This is a genomic window from Sphingomonas sp., assembly GCF_048594985.1.
Lineage (GTDB): Bacteria > Pseudomonadota > Alphaproteobacteria > Sphingomonadales > Sphingomonadaceae > Sphingomonas_I.
On sequence record NZ_JBMDXG010000214.1, the window covers coordinates 1 to 14,848 of the forward strand.

The window sequence follows — 14,848 nt, forward strand, 5'->3', positions numbered from 1 at the left end:
CGGCTGTGGCGCTCTGCATGGCGATAGGAGTTCTGATGGCCTATCCCACTGTCAGCACGGTCGACGACTGGATCGCGAGTTACGCCGCGTGAACGGCTATCAATTGTCGGCACAAGCCGCGCGTCAGGAGGCGCGCTGGGCCGCGTCCCGTGAGCAGAAGGCGGCGACCCTTGAATCGCATCCGTCTGCCAGCCGACAGGACGGAGATAACTTCCGCACCAACCGCGTGTCGCTCGCTGAATATGAAGATAGCGGCGCAGCGGCCAACGTGATCGGTCTTTCGGCGGTCTGGGCTTGCGTCAATCTGATCGCTGGCACGATCGCCAGCCTGCCTCTGATGGTCTACCAGCAGCGCGGCGACAGGCGCGAAGTGGCGCGTGATCATTGGGCCTACCGGCTGCTGCACGACAGCCCGAACGCGGACCAGACGGCGGTCGACTTTCTGGAGTTCTTGGCCGGATCCGTCGAGCTGCAGGGAAATGCCTTCGCCCGCAAGGAGCGTGTCGGAAACCGGGTGGTTTCGATCGTGCCGGTTCGTCCCGACCTGGTGACCGTGCGCCGCCGCCCTGATGGTTCGCTGGGCTATCGCTGGACAGACGAGGGCCGCGAATACGACCTTGGCCAGGATGATGTGATCCATGTCCGGGGCTTCGGCGGCGGCCCGCTTGGCGGTGCGTCGACGCTGTCGGTCTGCCGGGCGACGTTTAGCGGGGCGATGGCGACCGACCGAGCGGCGGCGGCGATCTTCCGCAACGGCGTTCGGTCGACCGGTTCGCTTAAGGTCAATGACAAGCTTACGCGCGATCAGCGCAACGATCTGGAAGGGCATCTTCAGGAGCGTTTCGTCGGCGCGCTGAACTTCGGCCGCCCCATGCTGCTTGATAACGGCATGGAGTGGGTGCAGCTCAGCATAGATCCGGTAGATGCGCAGATGGTCGAGAGCCGCAAGCTGTCGGTCGAGGAGATTTGCCGCATCTTCGGTGTGCCGCCTCACATGATTGGCCATACCGATAACAGCACATCCTGGGGCACGGGGCTGGAGCAGCAGACGCTGGGCTTCCAGAAATTCACGCTGCGCCGCCGGTTGAAGCGGTTCGAGCAAACTCTGGAAAAGCAACTTCTCACCCCGCAGGATCGTGTTGCCGGCATCTCGGTCGAATTCAGCCTAGAGGGTCTGCTGCGCGGCGACAGCCAGGCGCGTGCCACCTTCTACCAGAACATGACGCAGATCGGCGCGATGACGATCAACGAGGTCCGTGCCCTCGAAAACCTGCCCCCCGTCCCCGGCGGCGATGTCCCCCGCATGCAGATGCAGAACGTGCCCATCACGCAGGCCGGAACGCAGACGGCGCAGCCGACTTCCTGAAGGACAGCTTATGCTGAAGAAAGAGTTCGGTCTGAGCGTCAAGGACGTCTCGGACGAAGGTATCATTGAAGGCTACGGCAGCACCTTCGGCGGCGCGCCCGATTCCTACGGCGATATCATCATGCCCGGCGCCTTCGCCGCGAGCCTCGCCAAGCATCGTCGCGAAGGCACGATGCCCCTCATGCTGTGGGGTCATCAGTCGGGCGAGCTACCCGTAGGCGATTGGGTCGACATCGCGGAAGACGGCAAGGGGCTGTGGATGAAGGGCCAACTCGACTTGGCTGATCCGGTCGGCCTGCGCGTACATCGTGCGCTGAAGCGCAAGTCAGTTCGCGGCCTCTCGATCGGCTATGAGACATTGGAGCGTGACACGGACGCCAAGCGGCCAGGTGTCAGCTTCCTGAAGCAGATCGATCTGTGGGAGGTCTCGCTCGTCAACTTTCCCGCCAACCGCCGGTCGCTGATCACGGCGGTGAAGGCGAACTTGGAGGCCGGCACGTTGCCGTCCGTCCGCGAATTTGAGGAGTTCCTGCGGGATGCAGGCGGCTTCTCGAAGACCCTTGCCGCCGCAATCGCCGGCAAGGCAACGCCGCATCTTCGGGGGGAGCCCGAGGCTCAGGCGAACGACGCCGTACGCTTCCTTGAGAAGCTGCGCGGCTGATCTTCCTCTCTGCCGAAAGGGCACCCAGACATGACCGAACAGAAGAGCGCCGAGCAGCTTGCCGGCGAAATCAAGGCCGACTTCGACCGCCGCTTCGATGAAGTGAAGGGTATTGCGACCGATGCGATCGGCAAGGCCGAGCGGGGCGAGCCGCTGACTGCCGAGGCGAAGGCGCGCGCCGACGAGGCGATCACGCTCGCCAACGAGGCCAAGGCGCGTCTCGACGAGGTCGAGCAGAAGATGGCGCGTCGCGGCACCGAAGAGCGCGACGCCCAGAAGTCCCCTGGCCAGCTGCTGACCGAAGACGCGGCGGTGAAGTCCTTCATGGACAATCCGACCGCCGGCAAGCGCATCGGCATCGAGACGAAGGCCATCATCTCCGCCCTCACCACCGACGCCAACGGCTCGGCGGGCGACTTGATCGTGCCCCAGCGCGTCGGCATGGTGGAGCCCGTCACGCGCCGTATGACGGTGCGCGATCTACTCACGCCGGGCCGCACCAGCGCGAACGCCATCCAGTATCCGCTGGAAACGGGCTTCACCAACTCGGCCGCGACCGTTTCGGAAACGACCGGCGCGACCAAGCCGCAGTCGGAAATCAAGTTCGACATCCGCACCACCAGCGTCACCACGATCGCGCACTGGCTGCTGGCGACCCGCCAGATCCTGGACGACGTGCCGATGCTGCAGAGCTACGTCGACGGACGGCTCCGCTACGGCCTCGCCTATGTCGAGGAAAACCAGCTGCTCAATGGCGGCGGCACCGGCACGGACCTGAACGGCATCTACACGCAGGCGACCGCATTCGCAGCCGGCTCGGCCGTCGTGGCTTCGCCGACCCGCATCGACGTGCTGCGCTATGCGATGCTGCAGGCGGTCCTGGCCGAACTGCCGCCGACCGGTCACGTCCTGAACCCCACCGACTGGGCGCTGATCGAAACGACCAAGGACGCGGCTGGCGGCTACATCATCGGCAATCCGCAGGGCAGCCTGTCGCCGACGCTGTGGGGTCTGCCCGTGGTCGCCACCCAGGCTATGGCGGCGGGCTCGTTCCTGACCGGCGCGTTCCGCATGGGCGCGCAGATCTTCGACCGCATGGACGCGCGGGTCGAGATCAGCACGGAGGATTCGGACAACTTCCGCAAGAACCTCGTGACGATCCTCGCCGAGGAGCGCCTGGCGCTAGCCGTCTACCGCCCGGAAGCCTTCATCAAGGGCACCTTCGCGGCAGCGATCACCGACCTGACCAGCTGAGTCCCCTTCTCGCTGGATCAAGGGGGAGGCGGGCTTCGGCTCGCCTCCTTTTTCGACCGCCGCGTGATCGACGGTCTAGAAAGGAGCCCGACATGACCAACGTCAAGATGAAGGCGCTGGACACGCTGCACATCAGCAGCGTGAGCCCCGACAACATGCTCAAGGATACCGAATTCGAGGTGTCCGGCGCGATTGCCGATGAGCTGGAGCGGGCCGGGTTGGCGTCGCGCGTGATCGACGCACCTACGCCGCCCGCTGAGCCTGAACCGAAGGCAGATGAGCCGCCGGCAAATAAGATGGAGCCGGAACCCGCGAACAAGGCCGAGCCCGCCGCCAAGCGCCGCGCCAAGGCCTGACTTCGTGCGCGTCGTCGTCGTCGATCCGCCGGTCCCCGTGGTGACATGGGATGACGCGGACAAGCATCTCCGGCTGTTCGGCGACGATGGCGAGCGCGATTATATCGAGGCGCTGATCGCGGCAGCGACCGCGCATATCGACGGGCCGGGGGGGTGGCTGGGGCGCGCGATCGGCGTGCAGACGCTGGACGCTTATCTCGACAATTTCGACTGCGGTTCGATCCGCCTGCCCTACCCGCCGCTGATCGAGGTGTTGGAGGTCGAGTATATCGACGCGAACGGCGTCGCGACTTTGGTGCCGGGGACGGACTACAGCCTCGCAGGCGTCTCGCTGGCGCCGGGATACGGCCTTTCCTGGCCGACGCCCCGCTGGCAGCGTGAGGCTTTCCGCGTCCGCTATCGCGCGGGCTATACGGAAGTGCCGGCGCCCATCAAAGCCGCGATCCTGCTGATGGTCGGCGACCTTTACCAGAACCGCGAGACGTCGGTTCCGACCGCGAACGCCACGGCCGTTCCGATGAGCACGACGGTCGACGCGCTGTTGATCCCCTATCGGGTGTACGTCTGATGCTGATGTCCGCCGGATCGCTGAACTGGAAGGTGGAAATCCTGCGCGCCGAACTGGCCGACGATGGTTTCGCTACCGTCGATGGCCCTTTCGAGGTTATTGGCACCCGTGCTGCTGCGAAGCGGGACGTGAGCGATGGAGAGAGGATCGTGGCATCTCAGCAGGGCGCTGAGGTGACGACGCGCTTTGCGCTACGTTACGATGGCCTGACTTGCACCATCACCGCCTCCGACAAGCTCCGTTGCGACAGTGTCGAGTATTCGATTTCCGGAGTAAAAGAGCAGGGGCGGCGGGAAGGCATCGAAGTCACGGCGGCTCGTGTCGGATGATGGAGCAGGATCTGCGCACGCGCCTGAAGGCGGGTCAGGCGCTGACCGATCGCGTCGGCGACCGCATAGACTGGGGGCTTCGTCCGGCGGCGACTGCACTGCCTGCCGTGACCCTGACGGTCGTGTCCGCGCCTGTGCAATATACCTATCTCGGCCGCCAGCGGCTCCGGTGGGCCCGTATTCAGATCGATGTGTGGGCTGCGACATACAAAGACGCCGCTACCGTGGCGGCGCTTCTGCCGCCGCTCATCGAGCCCAAGGAGACGGTTGGCGCGACCGACTTCAAGGGTGCGTTCGTCAGCATGGAGATCGACGCCGATCCTGAAGAGGCGGCCGGCGGCACCCTCATTCACCGCCGCATCGTGGAGTTTATCGTCTGGCATCGGCCGGCGGACTGAAGGAGATAGCTATGTCGACCGAAGTTGAAACGGGCCTCGGCAGCGAATTCTGGCTCGCCAACGCGAGCGGAACACTCGTCTTGCTGGGCGAGGTCACCAACATCCCGATTCCCAACGGCACCACGGGCCTGATCGACGCCAGCCATTACAAGACAGTCGGGTTCAAGGACTACATTGCCGCTCCGCTCGCCGATGGCGAGGAAGCCGACCTCGAAATGAATTGGGTTCCCGGCTCGGCCACCGACCTCCTTTGCCAGGAGGCGAAGAACAAGACGCGCGAGTTCCGGATCGTATTGCCCGTCGACGGCGAACAGTACGAATTTACCGGCAGCGTGCTCGTCCGCGACTACAACCGCACTAACCCCCGCGAGGACAAGCGCACTGGCTCGCTGCGTGTGAAGTGGGTCGGTGATATCGATGAAGGCATGGTTGCCTGATGTCCTCCTTCGCGATCAATCCGCTGCTCGGCGAGGCTGAGGCGGTCGTTCCCGGCATCGGCGGTGGCGAGGATGGCACAGACATTCCGTTGCGCCTCAAGCTCAGCAATGCCGAATGGGTCCAGGCCGAACGCGCGTTGGGCGGTCTGAGCTATCTCGATATCGTAAGCGCGATGCTGCAAGCCGAACTGGCAGGCCGATCCGTCAGCCTGGATTACAGCCGTGCGGTGCTGTGGGCGGCTACGCGCCGAAACCACCCTGCTTTGTCGATCGACCAGTGCGGCGACCTTGTCATGCAGCACGGTGACGTGGTGATGCGCGCGCTGGGAGAGGCCATTCGAGGTTCGATCCGGCTAAAGGATGCCTCAGCGGGGGAAGCATAGCCGGCCAGCGCGCCGGCCACGACGAAGGCTGGGATTGGGACCGCGCTCTCGAACGATACCTTGAGGCCGGCGGCTCACTCGCGGAATTCTGGTCAATCGAAACCCCGCGGACGACGCTCATTCGGATTGCGGCCTATCATCGGCGGCGCGGCTGGAGCGCTTGGTACGTCGCGGCGCTGACCCGCTTCACCTGGAAAAGCGAGAAGGACGGCATCCCCCCGCTCCACACGCTCATGGGGGTGGAAGCCCCAAAGCCGCGCCGGCAGGGGGCCGCTGAGATGTTGTCTGCGCTCCGTGGCTGGGTGGCGAAGGGGAAGCGGCGGTGAAGATGCAGATCGACACAGCTGGTTTTGAGGAACTGGACCGCGAACTGGCGACGCTGGGCACTGAAATCGCCACCAAGATCGGCGAGAAGGCCTTCAAGGACAGCGCCGCCGCCCTCCAGCAGGCATGGATTGAAGGGGCTCCTTTCCGCCCCGGCCGCCGGCTGAAGTACTGGACGTCGCGTATGGGCTGGTCGTCCAGCGCGGATTACGGGCACCTTCGTGACAATATCAGGGTTCGCCGGGTCAAGGCGCAGAAGCAAAGCGCGATCGTCTACGCAGTCCACACCGGCGACGCCTTCTGGGCCTATTTCCTTGAGTTCGGCACGGTCGCGATGCGCGCCATGCCGTGGGCGCGGCCGATCATCGACCGGATGAAGGATCGGTTGGTCAAGATCCAGGTCGTCGTTTTCAATCAAGGCATCATGGCCGCCGCCGCGAGGATCGAGCGCAAGACCCGCGCCGCGAAACGCAAGGCGATCGGCAAGGGCCGCGATCACAATTCGGTATAGGAAGGGAGCGACTTACCCGTGACGACGCTCGCGAACCTGACCACGTATATTTCGGGCGAAAGCCAGTCGTTCCTGACAACGGTCGAGAAGACGCGCGGCGGGCTGCGTGCCCTGATCGCCTCTCTCGATCCGGTTGCTGCCGCCACGGCCAAGTATAACCGCCAGGTCGACATCCTCGACAAAGGGCTGAAGAATAACTCCCTGACGCTCGCGCAGCACGCAACCCTCACCCAGCGGCTTTCTCAGCGCTATCAGGAGCAGATCAGAGGCCAAACCTCTGTCATCCAGAGCAACAATGCGCAGCGCGCCAGCATGCAGAACCTGGGTTTCCAGGTGCAGGACTTCGCTGTTCAGGTCGTCGGCGGCACCTCCGCCCTACGCGCGTTCGCGGTCCAGTTTCCGCAGGCGGCCGGGGCGCTCACGGGATTCGAGGGCAAGCTAGGTGCGGTCGGCAAGTTCCTGAACGGGCCGTGGGGTATCGCGCTGACATTGGGCACAACGCTACTCGCGGGCTTTGCCAGTGAGCTTGGCGAAAATGCCGATGCCGCCGGAGCTGCCGAGTTGGCAAATGACGGGCTGAGTGACGCACAGGCCGCGCTCGGCAAGATGTTCGATCTGACGACCGGCAAACTGAAGACGCAGAACGAGCAGCTCCGGCTGAACGCGCAGTTCACGGCCGCGAACCTGCGCGCGGAGGCCACGGCCGCCCGATCGCGGGCGCAGTCCGCCGCCCAGGGCGCTGATATCGGCGTGCTAGACCGGCTGACGCTCATGCTTAGCCGGAACGCGCCTTCTGCGGCGGTCGCGCAACAGGTCGGCGGCCGGGTGCGCAACGCGATCGAGGGCGTGCTTTCCGGGCGTCTGCGGGGCGATCTCGTGCAGGCCAATACCCAACTGCGCGGCCAAGCCGCCGCCGTGGGGATAACCGGGGCCGAATTCGATGCCGCGATCAAGGATGCGGTGGAGGCTCGCCTAAAAAGCACGACGGCCGACGAAATCACCAAGGCGCTGGACACTGGAAAGCTGCCTGCGTCGCTGATGCAGGAGGGACGTCAAGAAAGGGAACGTGAGCCGAAGGTCGACACGACCTGGGCTGATATCGAGCGCTATGGGCGCAACATAGGGCTGGAGCTGAAGCCGCTGAAAACGGACTTCGCGAACCCTGTAGACAGTATCGACGCGGCGCTAGCGAAAAGCGACGCCACCCGGAAGAGTCGTCTCGACCAACTGAACCAAGACATTTCAGATCGGCTCGACCGACCACTCCAGCGCCTGCGTGCCAACATCAACGCAACCGCTGGTGACGCCGATCGAGCATTTGAGGAAGTCGCTGCCAACGGGCTTGATAGCCTCTCTGACGGATTGACAGACCTCATCACTGGCACAGGATCCGTTAGCGATGCATTCGGGCGGATGGCTGACGGCATCATTGCCGACCTCGCCCGTATCGCCGTTCAACGGTCGATCACTGGTCCGCTGGCCGATGCGCTCTCGAATTCGAGCGGGGGGCTATCCGGCCTGTTCGGCGGTGGAGGGTTCCGGCTCACTGAAACGGCAATAGCGCCTTCGCCGTACAAGCTAAGCGGCAGCCTGCCCGCCACCAATCTACCCGGCTTCGCCACTGGCGGTAGCTTCCGGATCGGTGGCGCATCCGGCGTCGACCGCAACCTCCTCTCGATCAACGGCGCACCTGCGGCCATGGTCTCGCGTGACGAGATTATCAGCGTTTCGAACGATAACGTCGAGCAAAGCGGCGGCGTCACGATCAACCAGACTTTCGCCCCGAACCTGGCAGGCAATGCGGTCGATCGCTCGGAGATGGTCCGGTTCGCCGCGATCGTGAAGCAGGACACGCTGGCGACGTTCAAAGACATGCAGGGGCGGCGCTGATGCAAATCTTTACGTGGCCCGCCGACCTCGCTCCGTCCAACGTCACCTTCTATCTCCAGCACCACACCGGAGGCGCGGAGAGCCCCTTCAATCTGCGGCGGAAAACCTATGTGCTCGGGCCGAGCCGCTGGGTGGCGCGCTTCGACTTCGTCGGCGGCATCCAAGGCGAGGGGCTGTACGGCAAGGGTGCCGCGATCGACGCGTTCCTGGCACAGGTGGGCGGCGGCGCTAACCGCGTGCTGGTGCATGACTTCCGCCGGCCGACGCGCGGAGGGCCGGCAACAGGCGCGGGCACCAACAGCCCGGCGGCGGCCGGCGCCAGCCAAATGACGTGGATCGGGCTGCAGCCGAACGCGCTGGCATTCAGGCGGGGCGATTATGTCGGCGGCGATGGCCGGCCGCACATCGTCACGGCGGACGCCTTCACGAATGGCAGCGGCGTCGTGGTGGTATCGTTCGTGCCGCCGCTGAAAAGCGCGGTCGCGGCGGGTGCGGGGATGTACACGGAGGTGACCGCCAAGTTCGAAATCCGCGACGATGATGCGGGCGAGAATGGCGCGGCGGTCGGCGAGGTTGAGCGCATCTCGGTATCGATGGTGGAGGATCTGTGACGCGCTCGCTGCCCACCGGCCTGCAGAACGCCGTCGATCAGTCTGTCGTCGCGCCGTTCTTCGCTATCTCGATCGCCCTACCCGATCCGGTCACCGTGTGGACGGGTACGGGCATCCTGACTTTCGACGGGCGGGAATGGATCGGTGCGGGCGGCGTTGGCACGCTCGATATCATGGGCGAGCAGACGGACGGATCGGCGACGGGCGTCAGCGTCTCGCTGCTCAACGTGCCGGAGGAGTTCCGGTCGGACATCATCGACCAGGCGACGCGCGGTGCGCCGATGGAGCTTTGGTACGGGGCGCTCAGCCCGGACTATTCGGCGATTGTCGGCGTGCGGAAGGTGTGGACCGGTCGGCTCGATACATATGATGTGGACGATGCAGGCGCGAGCATCACGGTCACGATCACGGGGGAGAGCCGAGCGCGCGACCAGCAACGACCCGCGATCAAGCGCTTCACGTCCGAGTATCAGCAGAAGACGTACCCCGCCGATCAGTTCTTCGATTACCTGCCGCAACTCGCGGAGGTGCAAATCCTGTGGGCCAAGGGCGATCAGGGCGCGGTGACGCAGGGCGGAGCTGGCGGCACCTCGCAAGCCCGTTCTCGCGCCAATGCCCTTTGATCCGGAATGGTCGCTGCATTGCGCTGATCGCGCCGCGGCGCACGTGCTGACGACCGCTGGGCTCGACGTCTGGGCTGTGCTCGGCGCCAGCGCGCCGCGATCATGGGGCGAGACTGCGGCGCTCTACCGCCGTCATGGGGTTCGATCGCTCGGTGCGCTGGTCAGCAAGGCGCTCGGCCCCAGCGTGTCGCCGCTCCTGGCGATGCGCGGCGATATCGTGCGGCGCGGATGGGCACTCGGCATCTGCCGGGGTGAGCTGGCTGAGTTCGTCAATGAGACGGTGGGGATGGATCAGGTCGAGGAGGCTTGGCGACTGACCTCCTATCCCGTCTTTGCTAGTCGGTCTGTGCCGCCTGTGCAGGCATTTTCTTCCGACTGGCAATCTGTGCCGGCAGCGTAAAAAGATAGCGCAGCACCGTATCGATAAATGCCCGGGCGTCTATCAAATCGTCTTTCGTGACCCCCTCCAGATCGTGAGCCGCTTCGTTTCCAATAAGCCGAACACCATGGCTCCACTCTCCGATGGCGTCAGGTAGTATTTTCTGCTCGACCAGCTTCTTCAGCTTCGCATCTAGCATGCCAGGCATATCCGGAAACGCGATCTTCAGCCCAACATCGAGGCTTCTTCGATACATCGTCGCGGCGGCCTCTTCGCAGTCAGGGCGACTGAAGTTTCGCTCTCCTTGAAGGAATGCCTTCTCAACAGGAGGCGGCAGGCTCGCTGGAGCTGAGATTTCTTGTGGCTTCGGCCAGACATCGACCAATGCTGCACCACGGTCGGAAAGCGCCACCTCGCTCTTCAAAAGAGCGTTAACTGCGTCTCGGTGGTAGGTATATTGATCGTACGAGGTCATCAAAAGCGTCGCTGAGGTAGGAAGGCCGCAGCCGCCGCATACGCCAGCGGCGAGAAACTTGTTTGGCCGCCCCCTGATAAAACGTGCTGCGGTGACGGGAAGCACGCCGAAGATCGCGAAGGACATACTTTCCACGCCGCAATGAGGGCAGGTCGCTATGTATACCGCCAATTCCAATCTCCCTGTTGCTCGCGATCTTATGCGCGACGCGGAAGCGAACATACGGAAAGCCACGAAGGACGCGAGTCCGGGTGAAGCAATGGCCTCGTTACAGTCGCTATATGGATCGGTGACCGGCGCCGCGCGCGATGCGCTGGTTGCGGTGCTTATCAGTCGGGTAGCGATTGCGGCCCGGCGACGCTGAGCTTGTCACGTTAAGGAAGCTCGGCGGGCGCCCCAAATAAGGGCGCCCTCCCCATCAACCGGAGGTGGTGCTCTTCTTTGAACGTTCGCCTCGTGCAGGCACTCGGATATAGCCGTGAAAGCGCTTGGGCTTCTGACTGAGGACGATGCTGACTTCTCGTGTCCAAGCCGTGTCGCCATCGTACTCTGTCGCGACATATTCCTGTTGCTTGAACGCGCGAGCGCGGACCCAAGACACGTAGACCTTAGCCGCGATGGCGATGGCGAGGCTGCCAATCAGCGGAGCGTATTGAGCCAGTCCTGCCATCGCGTCAGCCTTCATCGTCGAGTAGAGAGAGAAGCGTCGAGCCGGAATACATAAGCGCTGGAACGCCTAACATCCAGCCAAGAGCCGTCAGATCGACCTTGCCGCTCAAAGCGATGCGCCCTGCCGTCGTGGCGATAAGCGCCGCAGCGAGATTGTAGGCCATGCCTGCCGCCTGCTTAACGCGCTCATTTCGCCTGAATATCACCGGATCCGCCAACTCTATCCCCCCGATCTAAGGGCGGCCCCTACCCGGCCGCCCGACACTTATTTGGTCGGCTTAAGCCCGACGCACTGTTTCCAGATTCCGCCGATGGTCCCAAACTTCTTACGGTAATCGATCCTGCTTCCGGTGCCTTCCGGGTATACGGAGAAGGCAAGGGACACGCCGCCGTAAGTGTTCTTGACCAAGATTACCCTAGATCCATCATCGCGCGGCATAGGAGCTGTATTGTTCTTGTTGGCCAAGCAAAACGCCACCTCGTCCGCTGACGATGTTGAATGGAACGTCTCAGTGATAGGCCCATCGAGAACAGTTTGAGTAGAAGCGCAGCCGATAAGCGCCAACGTGCCGGCCACAGCCGTGCCGATCTTCACCGAATTCATAATCCCTCCCCCGACTCGCTCTCTGCGAGCGCAGCATTATGCGGAAGGAAGGCTATTGGGAAAGGTAGTCAAGGCCGTCGCTGCGGTGGGGCTGGTGGCGGCGATCACGGTCGCATCCGGCGGCATAGCGGGCGCTTTCTTTGCCGCCGGCAGCATTGGCTTTGCGGTTACGACTGCCGTTTCGGCTGCCGTACTATCTGCTGCAGCCAGCGTAGCCTTCAAAGCTCTCGGCCTCACCGCCAAGATCGGCCCGCCCTCCACGACGAACGCCACCCCCACCGTCTATCGCCAGAGCGTCGCGGCCTCGAACATCGTCTATGGCAAGCGCCGTGTCGGCGGACTCCTGACGTTCTTCCACGCCCGCAAGATCGGCAACGATCACTACCGCTACTTCGTCGTCTCGGTCGCTGGGCATCGGGTGAAGGGCGTCCTGCGGTGGTTCCTTGGTGACGAGGAGGTCACGGTCAATCCGACAACGGGCGCCGTGACGAGCGGCCAGTATGCGGGCGCCGCCTGGCTTTGGTTCGATCGCGGTGCCGATGATGCTGTGGCGAATTCCACCTTCGTCACCGAATGCGTCGGGAAGTGGACCTCAAACCATCGCGGCCGGGGCATCGCCAAGTTCTACGCCAAGTTCAAGATGACGGACGCGGCGGTGCAGGCCGGCATGCCGAACATGACCTGCGAGATCGAGGGTAAGGACGATATCCTCGATCCGCGCACGGGGGTGCGGGGCTACACGAACAACGCGGCGCTGGTATTCTACGATTGGATGGCCCTGCCCCGCGAGGAAGGCGGGTTCGGCGCGTACCCGGACGAAATTCCGGATGGGAGCTGGATCGCGGCGCAGGCCAACATCTGCGACGAACAGGTGCCGCTGATCCAGGGCGGGACGGAGGCGCGCTACACGCTGAACGGCGTGATCGTGACGGGCGCAAATCCGGCGTCGGTGCGCGACACGCTGATCGTCAATTGCGCGGGCACATTCGCCACGATTGGCGGTCAATTCATGATGCGTCCCGGCTATTGGGTGCCGCCGTCCGCGACGCTGGTGGAGGATGACCTTGTCGGCCCGATCCGGGTCAGCGCCTTCACTGCCGGCAACGAGATCGCGACCGAGATCGTCGGTACCTATATCGAGCCGACCGCGCTCTATCAGTCGGCGGACTTCAAGAGCCAGGCGCAGCCATCGGCCGATATCCGGCAGATGGATCTGGATCTTGCCTTCGTGACGTCGCGGTCGCGCGCTACGCGGATCGGACGGATCATGCTGCGGCGCGCGCTGGCCGAGAAGACGGTTGCCTGGCCGATGAATGTCGTTGGCCTGAAGGTCCAGGCGATGGACACGGTGCAGCTGGCGACGGCGCGATACGGGCTGAGCAACTACACCTTCACCGTTACATCGTGGAAGCCCACGCCGGATTTCGGGTTCGTGCTGGCGCTGCGCGAAGAGAGCCCAGAGATTTACGATTGGGACCCGAGCGAGGCCCCCGCCCTGCCGCCCCATGTGCCGATCGCCCGCACCGAGCCGATGCCGAACATCTATCCGGACGGCACCCCGATCGGCGAGTTGCGCCCGGCCGAGTCCGGAGCGACCAAGGCCGTCAACGGAACCAACCTGATCAAGATGAGCCTGTTCGAGCGGATCTCGGGCTTCTGGGGCATCGGGTACAATCCCGGCGGCATCGTGACGGGCGCGCCCTTCGCGCACGATTTCAAGGGCAAGCGGCTTTTCAGCTTCACCTTCAATTCTCCGGGGTCCTTCGCCAGCAACAACAACTACGTCGCCTCCATCATTCATCCGACCACGACCCTGCGGTTCGAGGTGCCGCTGAGTGGGCGGCTGTTCTTCGGCTTCCGCCCACAAACCGGTGGCGCGACCATGAGCGCGGTTCTGCGCTTCTACGGGGCATCGGGCGCGCCGCTGCCGACGCAGCTTGAGGTCACCGTGCCCAACGGCGTCGACTTCGTGGGCGACCCTGCGAACTGGCCGCGATATGGCGGATTCATCGACCTTCCGTCCGGGGCCGTCCGGGGCGAGGTGGAATGGTATGCCTATCCGGTCGGAGCCGGGTCGGGCCTGATTACGATCTGCGAGCCCATGGTCTGCCCGGTGTCGGCCGGGACAACCGAGTGGCCGATCTTTGTGCCGGGCCCCAACGCGACCGATGGCGCCGACGTCACGGGCGAGAACACGGCGCTTAACTCGCTGAACCTCGGGGGGCGTACGGCAGCCGAGGTCAATTATGAACTGAATGCGATCGGCTCCAACGGAGTGCTCGACAAAGGCGAAAAGCGCGCCGTCAAGGACCGATACAACGACACGATTGCGGCCTACATCGCGGCCTATAATCGCTCCCTCGAACTCAACGTGGCGGGAGCGGAGCGCGATCAAGCCGCCATCGCGATCAGCGCCCTGAATTTCTATCTCGGTGGTCTGTCCCCCGGTTGGCAGGACACCGGGCAGGATACACCGCTCGACCCGAACGATTGGAATAGCATCTGGGACACGGCGTTTACGCGCGTCGCTCAACTGCAGGCAGCGCTCGCCCCGCCGCCCGGCCTTCAGAATGCCGCCGACAGCACGAACTTCAGCAGCTTCAATTCGACCAGTTACGCGGTCGTCAGCACCATCAACATGTTCATCGGGCCGGACACGAAGACGCTGCGGCTGGTGCTTGGGCTCAACTACCAGTTCACGACCCCGCAGGCGTCATCGAGCACCCCGCGCTTCTATGTCGACGCCGTGGTGCCCGGACAGGGCGTAGTTCAGCTCACAGGCGAGTTGGTCGGCTCGACCACGACGCGTACCGGGCCTGATGGCGAGGGGCAATTTGCGGACGTGGCCGGGGCACTGAATGCCGCGCTCAATGCCGCGAACATCACCCTGCCGCTGGCGAGCTACCAGCAGGTCACGTTCCGACTCTACGCGCGCAAGGACGCGGGCGTGGGCACGATCGCACTCAGCCAAAGCCGGTTCCGGGTGGCGGCGCGCTGATGCTGCTGATCT

The 14,848-nt window shown here is 63.9% G+C and carries 19 protein-coding genes; 15 read left to right on the forward strand and 4 right to left on the reverse strand.

What is annotated here, in order from left to right; genetic code table 11:
• The first annotated feature begins 88 nt into the window (after window positions 1-88).
• The 14 genes from ACOJSF_RS08355 (at window position 89) to ACOJSF_RS08420 (ending at window position 10,111) form a co-directional block, all read left to right on the forward strand.
• Window positions 89-1,366: a phage portal protein gene (locus ACOJSF_RS08355; RefSeq protein WP_420141755.1), complete on the forward strand. Its 1,278-nt coding sequence runs from the start codon at window positions 89-91 to the stop codon at window positions 1,364-1,366.
• A gap of 10 nt (window positions 1,367-1,376) precedes the next feature.
• Window positions 1,377-2,027 (forward strand): HK97 family phage prohead protease, encoded by a 651-nt coding sequence (locus tag ACOJSF_RS08360; protein ID WP_420141756.1) that lies wholly within the window; start codon window positions 1,377-1,379, stop codon window positions 2,025-2,027.
• Window positions 2,028-2,057: 30 nt separating this feature from the next.
• Window positions 2,058-3,281: a phage major capsid protein gene (locus ACOJSF_RS08365; protein ID WP_420141757.1), complete on the forward strand. Its 1,224-nt coding sequence runs from the start codon at window positions 2,058-2,060 to the stop codon at window positions 3,279-3,281.
• Between the two features lie 92 nt (window positions 3,282-3,373).
• Window positions 3,374-3,637, forward strand: a complete 264-nt coding sequence (locus tag ACOJSF_RS08370; RefSeq protein WP_420141758.1) for a hypothetical protein — start codon at window positions 3,374-3,376, stop codon at window positions 3,635-3,637.
• Window positions 3,638-3,641: 4 nt separating this feature from the next.
• The gene (locus ACOJSF_RS08375; RefSeq protein ID WP_420141759.1) at window positions 3,642-4,205 is read left to right on the forward strand and encodes a head-tail connector protein; all 564 of its coding nucleotides are present in this window, start codon (window positions 3,642-3,644) and stop codon (window positions 4,203-4,205) included.
• On the forward strand, window positions 4,205-4,534 hold the full coding sequence (locus ACOJSF_RS08380) for a phage head closure protein (protein ID WP_420141760.1): 330 nt from the start codon (window positions 4,205-4,207) through the stop codon (window positions 4,532-4,534). Before ACOJSF_RS08375 ends, ACOJSF_RS08380 begins: the two co-directional genes overlap by 1 nt.
• Window positions 4,531-4,932, forward strand: coding sequence for a tail completion protein gp17 (gp17, locus tag ACOJSF_RS08385; RefSeq protein ID WP_420141761.1), 402 nt, complete (start codon window positions 4,531-4,533; stop codon window positions 4,930-4,932). Before ACOJSF_RS08380 ends, gp17 begins: the two co-directional genes overlap by 4 nt.
• Window positions 4,933-4,943: 11 nt before the next feature.
• A complete protein-coding gene (locus ACOJSF_RS08390; protein ID WP_420141762.1) occupies window positions 4,944-5,369 on the forward strand; it encodes a hypothetical protein in 426 nt (141 codons plus the stop codon).
• On the forward strand, window positions 5,369-5,752 hold the full coding sequence (locus ACOJSF_RS08395; RefSeq protein WP_420141763.1) for a hypothetical protein: 384 nt from the start codon (window positions 5,369-5,371) through the stop codon (window positions 5,750-5,752). Before ACOJSF_RS08390 ends, ACOJSF_RS08395 begins: the two co-directional genes overlap by 1 nt.
• Window positions 5,753-6,080: 328 nt before the next feature.
• On the forward strand, window positions 6,081-6,587 hold the full coding sequence (locus ACOJSF_RS08400; protein WP_420141773.1) for an HK97-gp10 family putative phage morphogenesis protein: 507 nt from the start codon (window positions 6,081-6,083) through the stop codon (window positions 6,585-6,587).
• Window positions 6,588-6,605: 18 nt separating this feature from the next.
• The gene (locus ACOJSF_RS08405; RefSeq protein WP_420141764.1) at window positions 6,606-8,477 is read left to right on the forward strand and encodes a phage tail tape measure C-terminal domain-containing protein; all 1,872 of its coding nucleotides are present in this window, start codon (window positions 6,606-6,608) and stop codon (window positions 8,475-8,477) included.
• Complete coding sequence (locus ACOJSF_RS08410) at window positions 8,477-9,088, forward strand: hypothetical protein (RefSeq protein ID WP_420141765.1); 612 nt, start codon at window positions 8,477-8,479, stop codon at window positions 9,086-9,088. The genes ACOJSF_RS08405 and ACOJSF_RS08410 overlap by 1 nt, the downstream gene beginning before the upstream one ends.
• Complete coding sequence (locus ACOJSF_RS08415) at window positions 9,085-9,711, forward strand: hypothetical protein (RefSeq protein WP_420141766.1); 627 nt, start codon at window positions 9,085-9,087, stop codon at window positions 9,709-9,711. The genes ACOJSF_RS08410 and ACOJSF_RS08415 overlap by 4 nt, the downstream gene beginning before the upstream one ends.
• Window positions 9,701-10,111 (forward strand): DUF6950 family protein, encoded by a 411-nt coding sequence (locus ACOJSF_RS08420; RefSeq protein WP_420141767.1) that lies wholly within the window; start codon window positions 9,701-9,703, stop codon window positions 10,109-10,111. Before ACOJSF_RS08415 ends, ACOJSF_RS08420 begins: the two co-directional genes overlap by 11 nt.
• On the opposite strand, the gene ACOJSF_RS08425 is transcribed toward ACOJSF_RS08420, so the two are convergent.
• The 4 genes from ACOJSF_RS08425 to ACOJSF_RS08440 form a co-directional block, all read right to left on the reverse strand.
• Complete coding sequence (locus ACOJSF_RS08425) at window positions 10,047-10,691, reverse strand: DUF4145 domain-containing protein (protein ID WP_420141768.1); 645 nt, start codon at window positions 10,689-10,691, stop codon at window positions 10,047-10,049. The genes ACOJSF_RS08420 and ACOJSF_RS08425 overlap by 65 nt on opposite strands.
• 292 nt (window positions 10,692-10,983) lie before the next feature.
• The gene (locus tag ACOJSF_RS08430) at window positions 10,984-11,250 is read right to left on the reverse strand and encodes a hypothetical protein (protein ID WP_420141769.1); all 267 of its coding nucleotides are present in this window, start codon (window positions 11,248-11,250) and stop codon (window positions 10,984-10,986) included.
• Window positions 11,240-11,398 (reverse strand): hypothetical protein, encoded by a 159-nt coding sequence (locus tag ACOJSF_RS08435; RefSeq protein WP_420141770.1) that lies wholly within the window; start codon window positions 11,396-11,398, stop codon window positions 11,240-11,242. Before ACOJSF_RS08435 ends, ACOJSF_RS08430 begins: the two co-directional genes overlap by 11 nt.
• 101 nt (window positions 11,399-11,499) lie before the next feature.
• On the reverse strand, window positions 11,500-11,829 hold the full coding sequence (locus ACOJSF_RS08440) for a hypothetical protein (RefSeq protein WP_420141771.1): 330 nt from the start codon (window positions 11,827-11,829) through the stop codon (window positions 11,500-11,502).
• 64 nt (window positions 11,830-11,893) lie between these two features.
• On the opposite strand from ACOJSF_RS08440, the gene ACOJSF_RS08445 reads away from it, so the two are divergent.
• The gene (locus ACOJSF_RS08445) at window positions 11,894-14,836 is read left to right on the forward strand and encodes a phage tail protein (protein WP_420141772.1); all 2,943 of its coding nucleotides are present in this window, start codon (window positions 11,894-11,896) and stop codon (window positions 14,834-14,836) included.
• Window positions 14,837-14,848 lie beyond the last annotated feature (12 nt).

Coding starts and splice junctions, on each gene's coding strand:
- ACOJSF_RS08365 (WP_420141757.1), top strand. CDS start 2,058: ATGACCGAACAGAAGAGCGCCGAGCAGCTTGCCGGCGAAATCAAGGCC.
- ACOJSF_RS08400 (WP_420141773.1), top strand. CDS start 6,081: ATGCAGATCGACACAGCTGGTTTTGAGGAACTGGACCGCGAACTGGCG.
- gp17 (WP_420141761.1), top strand. CDS start 4,531: ATGATGGAGCAGGATCTGCGCACGCGCCTGAAGGCGGGTCAGGCGCTG.
- ACOJSF_RS08430 (WP_420141769.1), bottom strand. CDS start 11,250: ATGAAGGCTGACGCGATGGCAGGACTGGCTCAATACGCTCCGCTGATT.
- ACOJSF_RS08435 (WP_420141770.1), bottom strand. CDS start 11,398: ATGGCCTACAATCTCGCTGCGGCGCTTATCGCCACGACGGCAGGGCGC.
- ACOJSF_RS08360 (WP_420141756.1), top strand. CDS start 1,377: ATGCTGAAGAAAGAGTTCGGTCTGAGCGTCAAGGACGTCTCGGACGAA.
- ACOJSF_RS08420 (WP_420141767.1), top strand. CDS start 9,701: ATGCCCTTTGATCCGGAATGGTCGCTGCATTGCGCTGATCGCGCCGCG.
- ACOJSF_RS08380 (WP_420141760.1), top strand. CDS start 4,205: ATGCTGATGTCCGCCGGATCGCTGAACTGGAAGGTGGAAATCCTGCGC.
- ACOJSF_RS08370 (WP_420141758.1), top strand. CDS start 3,374: ATGACCAACGTCAAGATGAAGGCGCTGGACACGCTGCACATCAGCAGC.
- ACOJSF_RS08395 (WP_420141763.1), top strand. CDS start 5,369: ATGTCCTCCTTCGCGATCAATCCGCTGCTCGGCGAGGCTGAGGCGGTC.
- ACOJSF_RS08390 (WP_420141762.1), top strand. CDS start 4,944: ATGTCGACCGAAGTTGAAACGGGCCTCGGCAGCGAATTCTGGCTCGCC.
- ACOJSF_RS08425 (WP_420141768.1), bottom strand. CDS start 10,691: ATGTCCTTCGCGATCTTCGGCGTGCTTCCCGTCACCGCAGCACGTTTT.
- ACOJSF_RS08410 (WP_420141765.1), top strand. CDS start 8,477: ATGCAAATCTTTACGTGGCCCGCCGACCTCGCTCCGTCCAACGTCACC.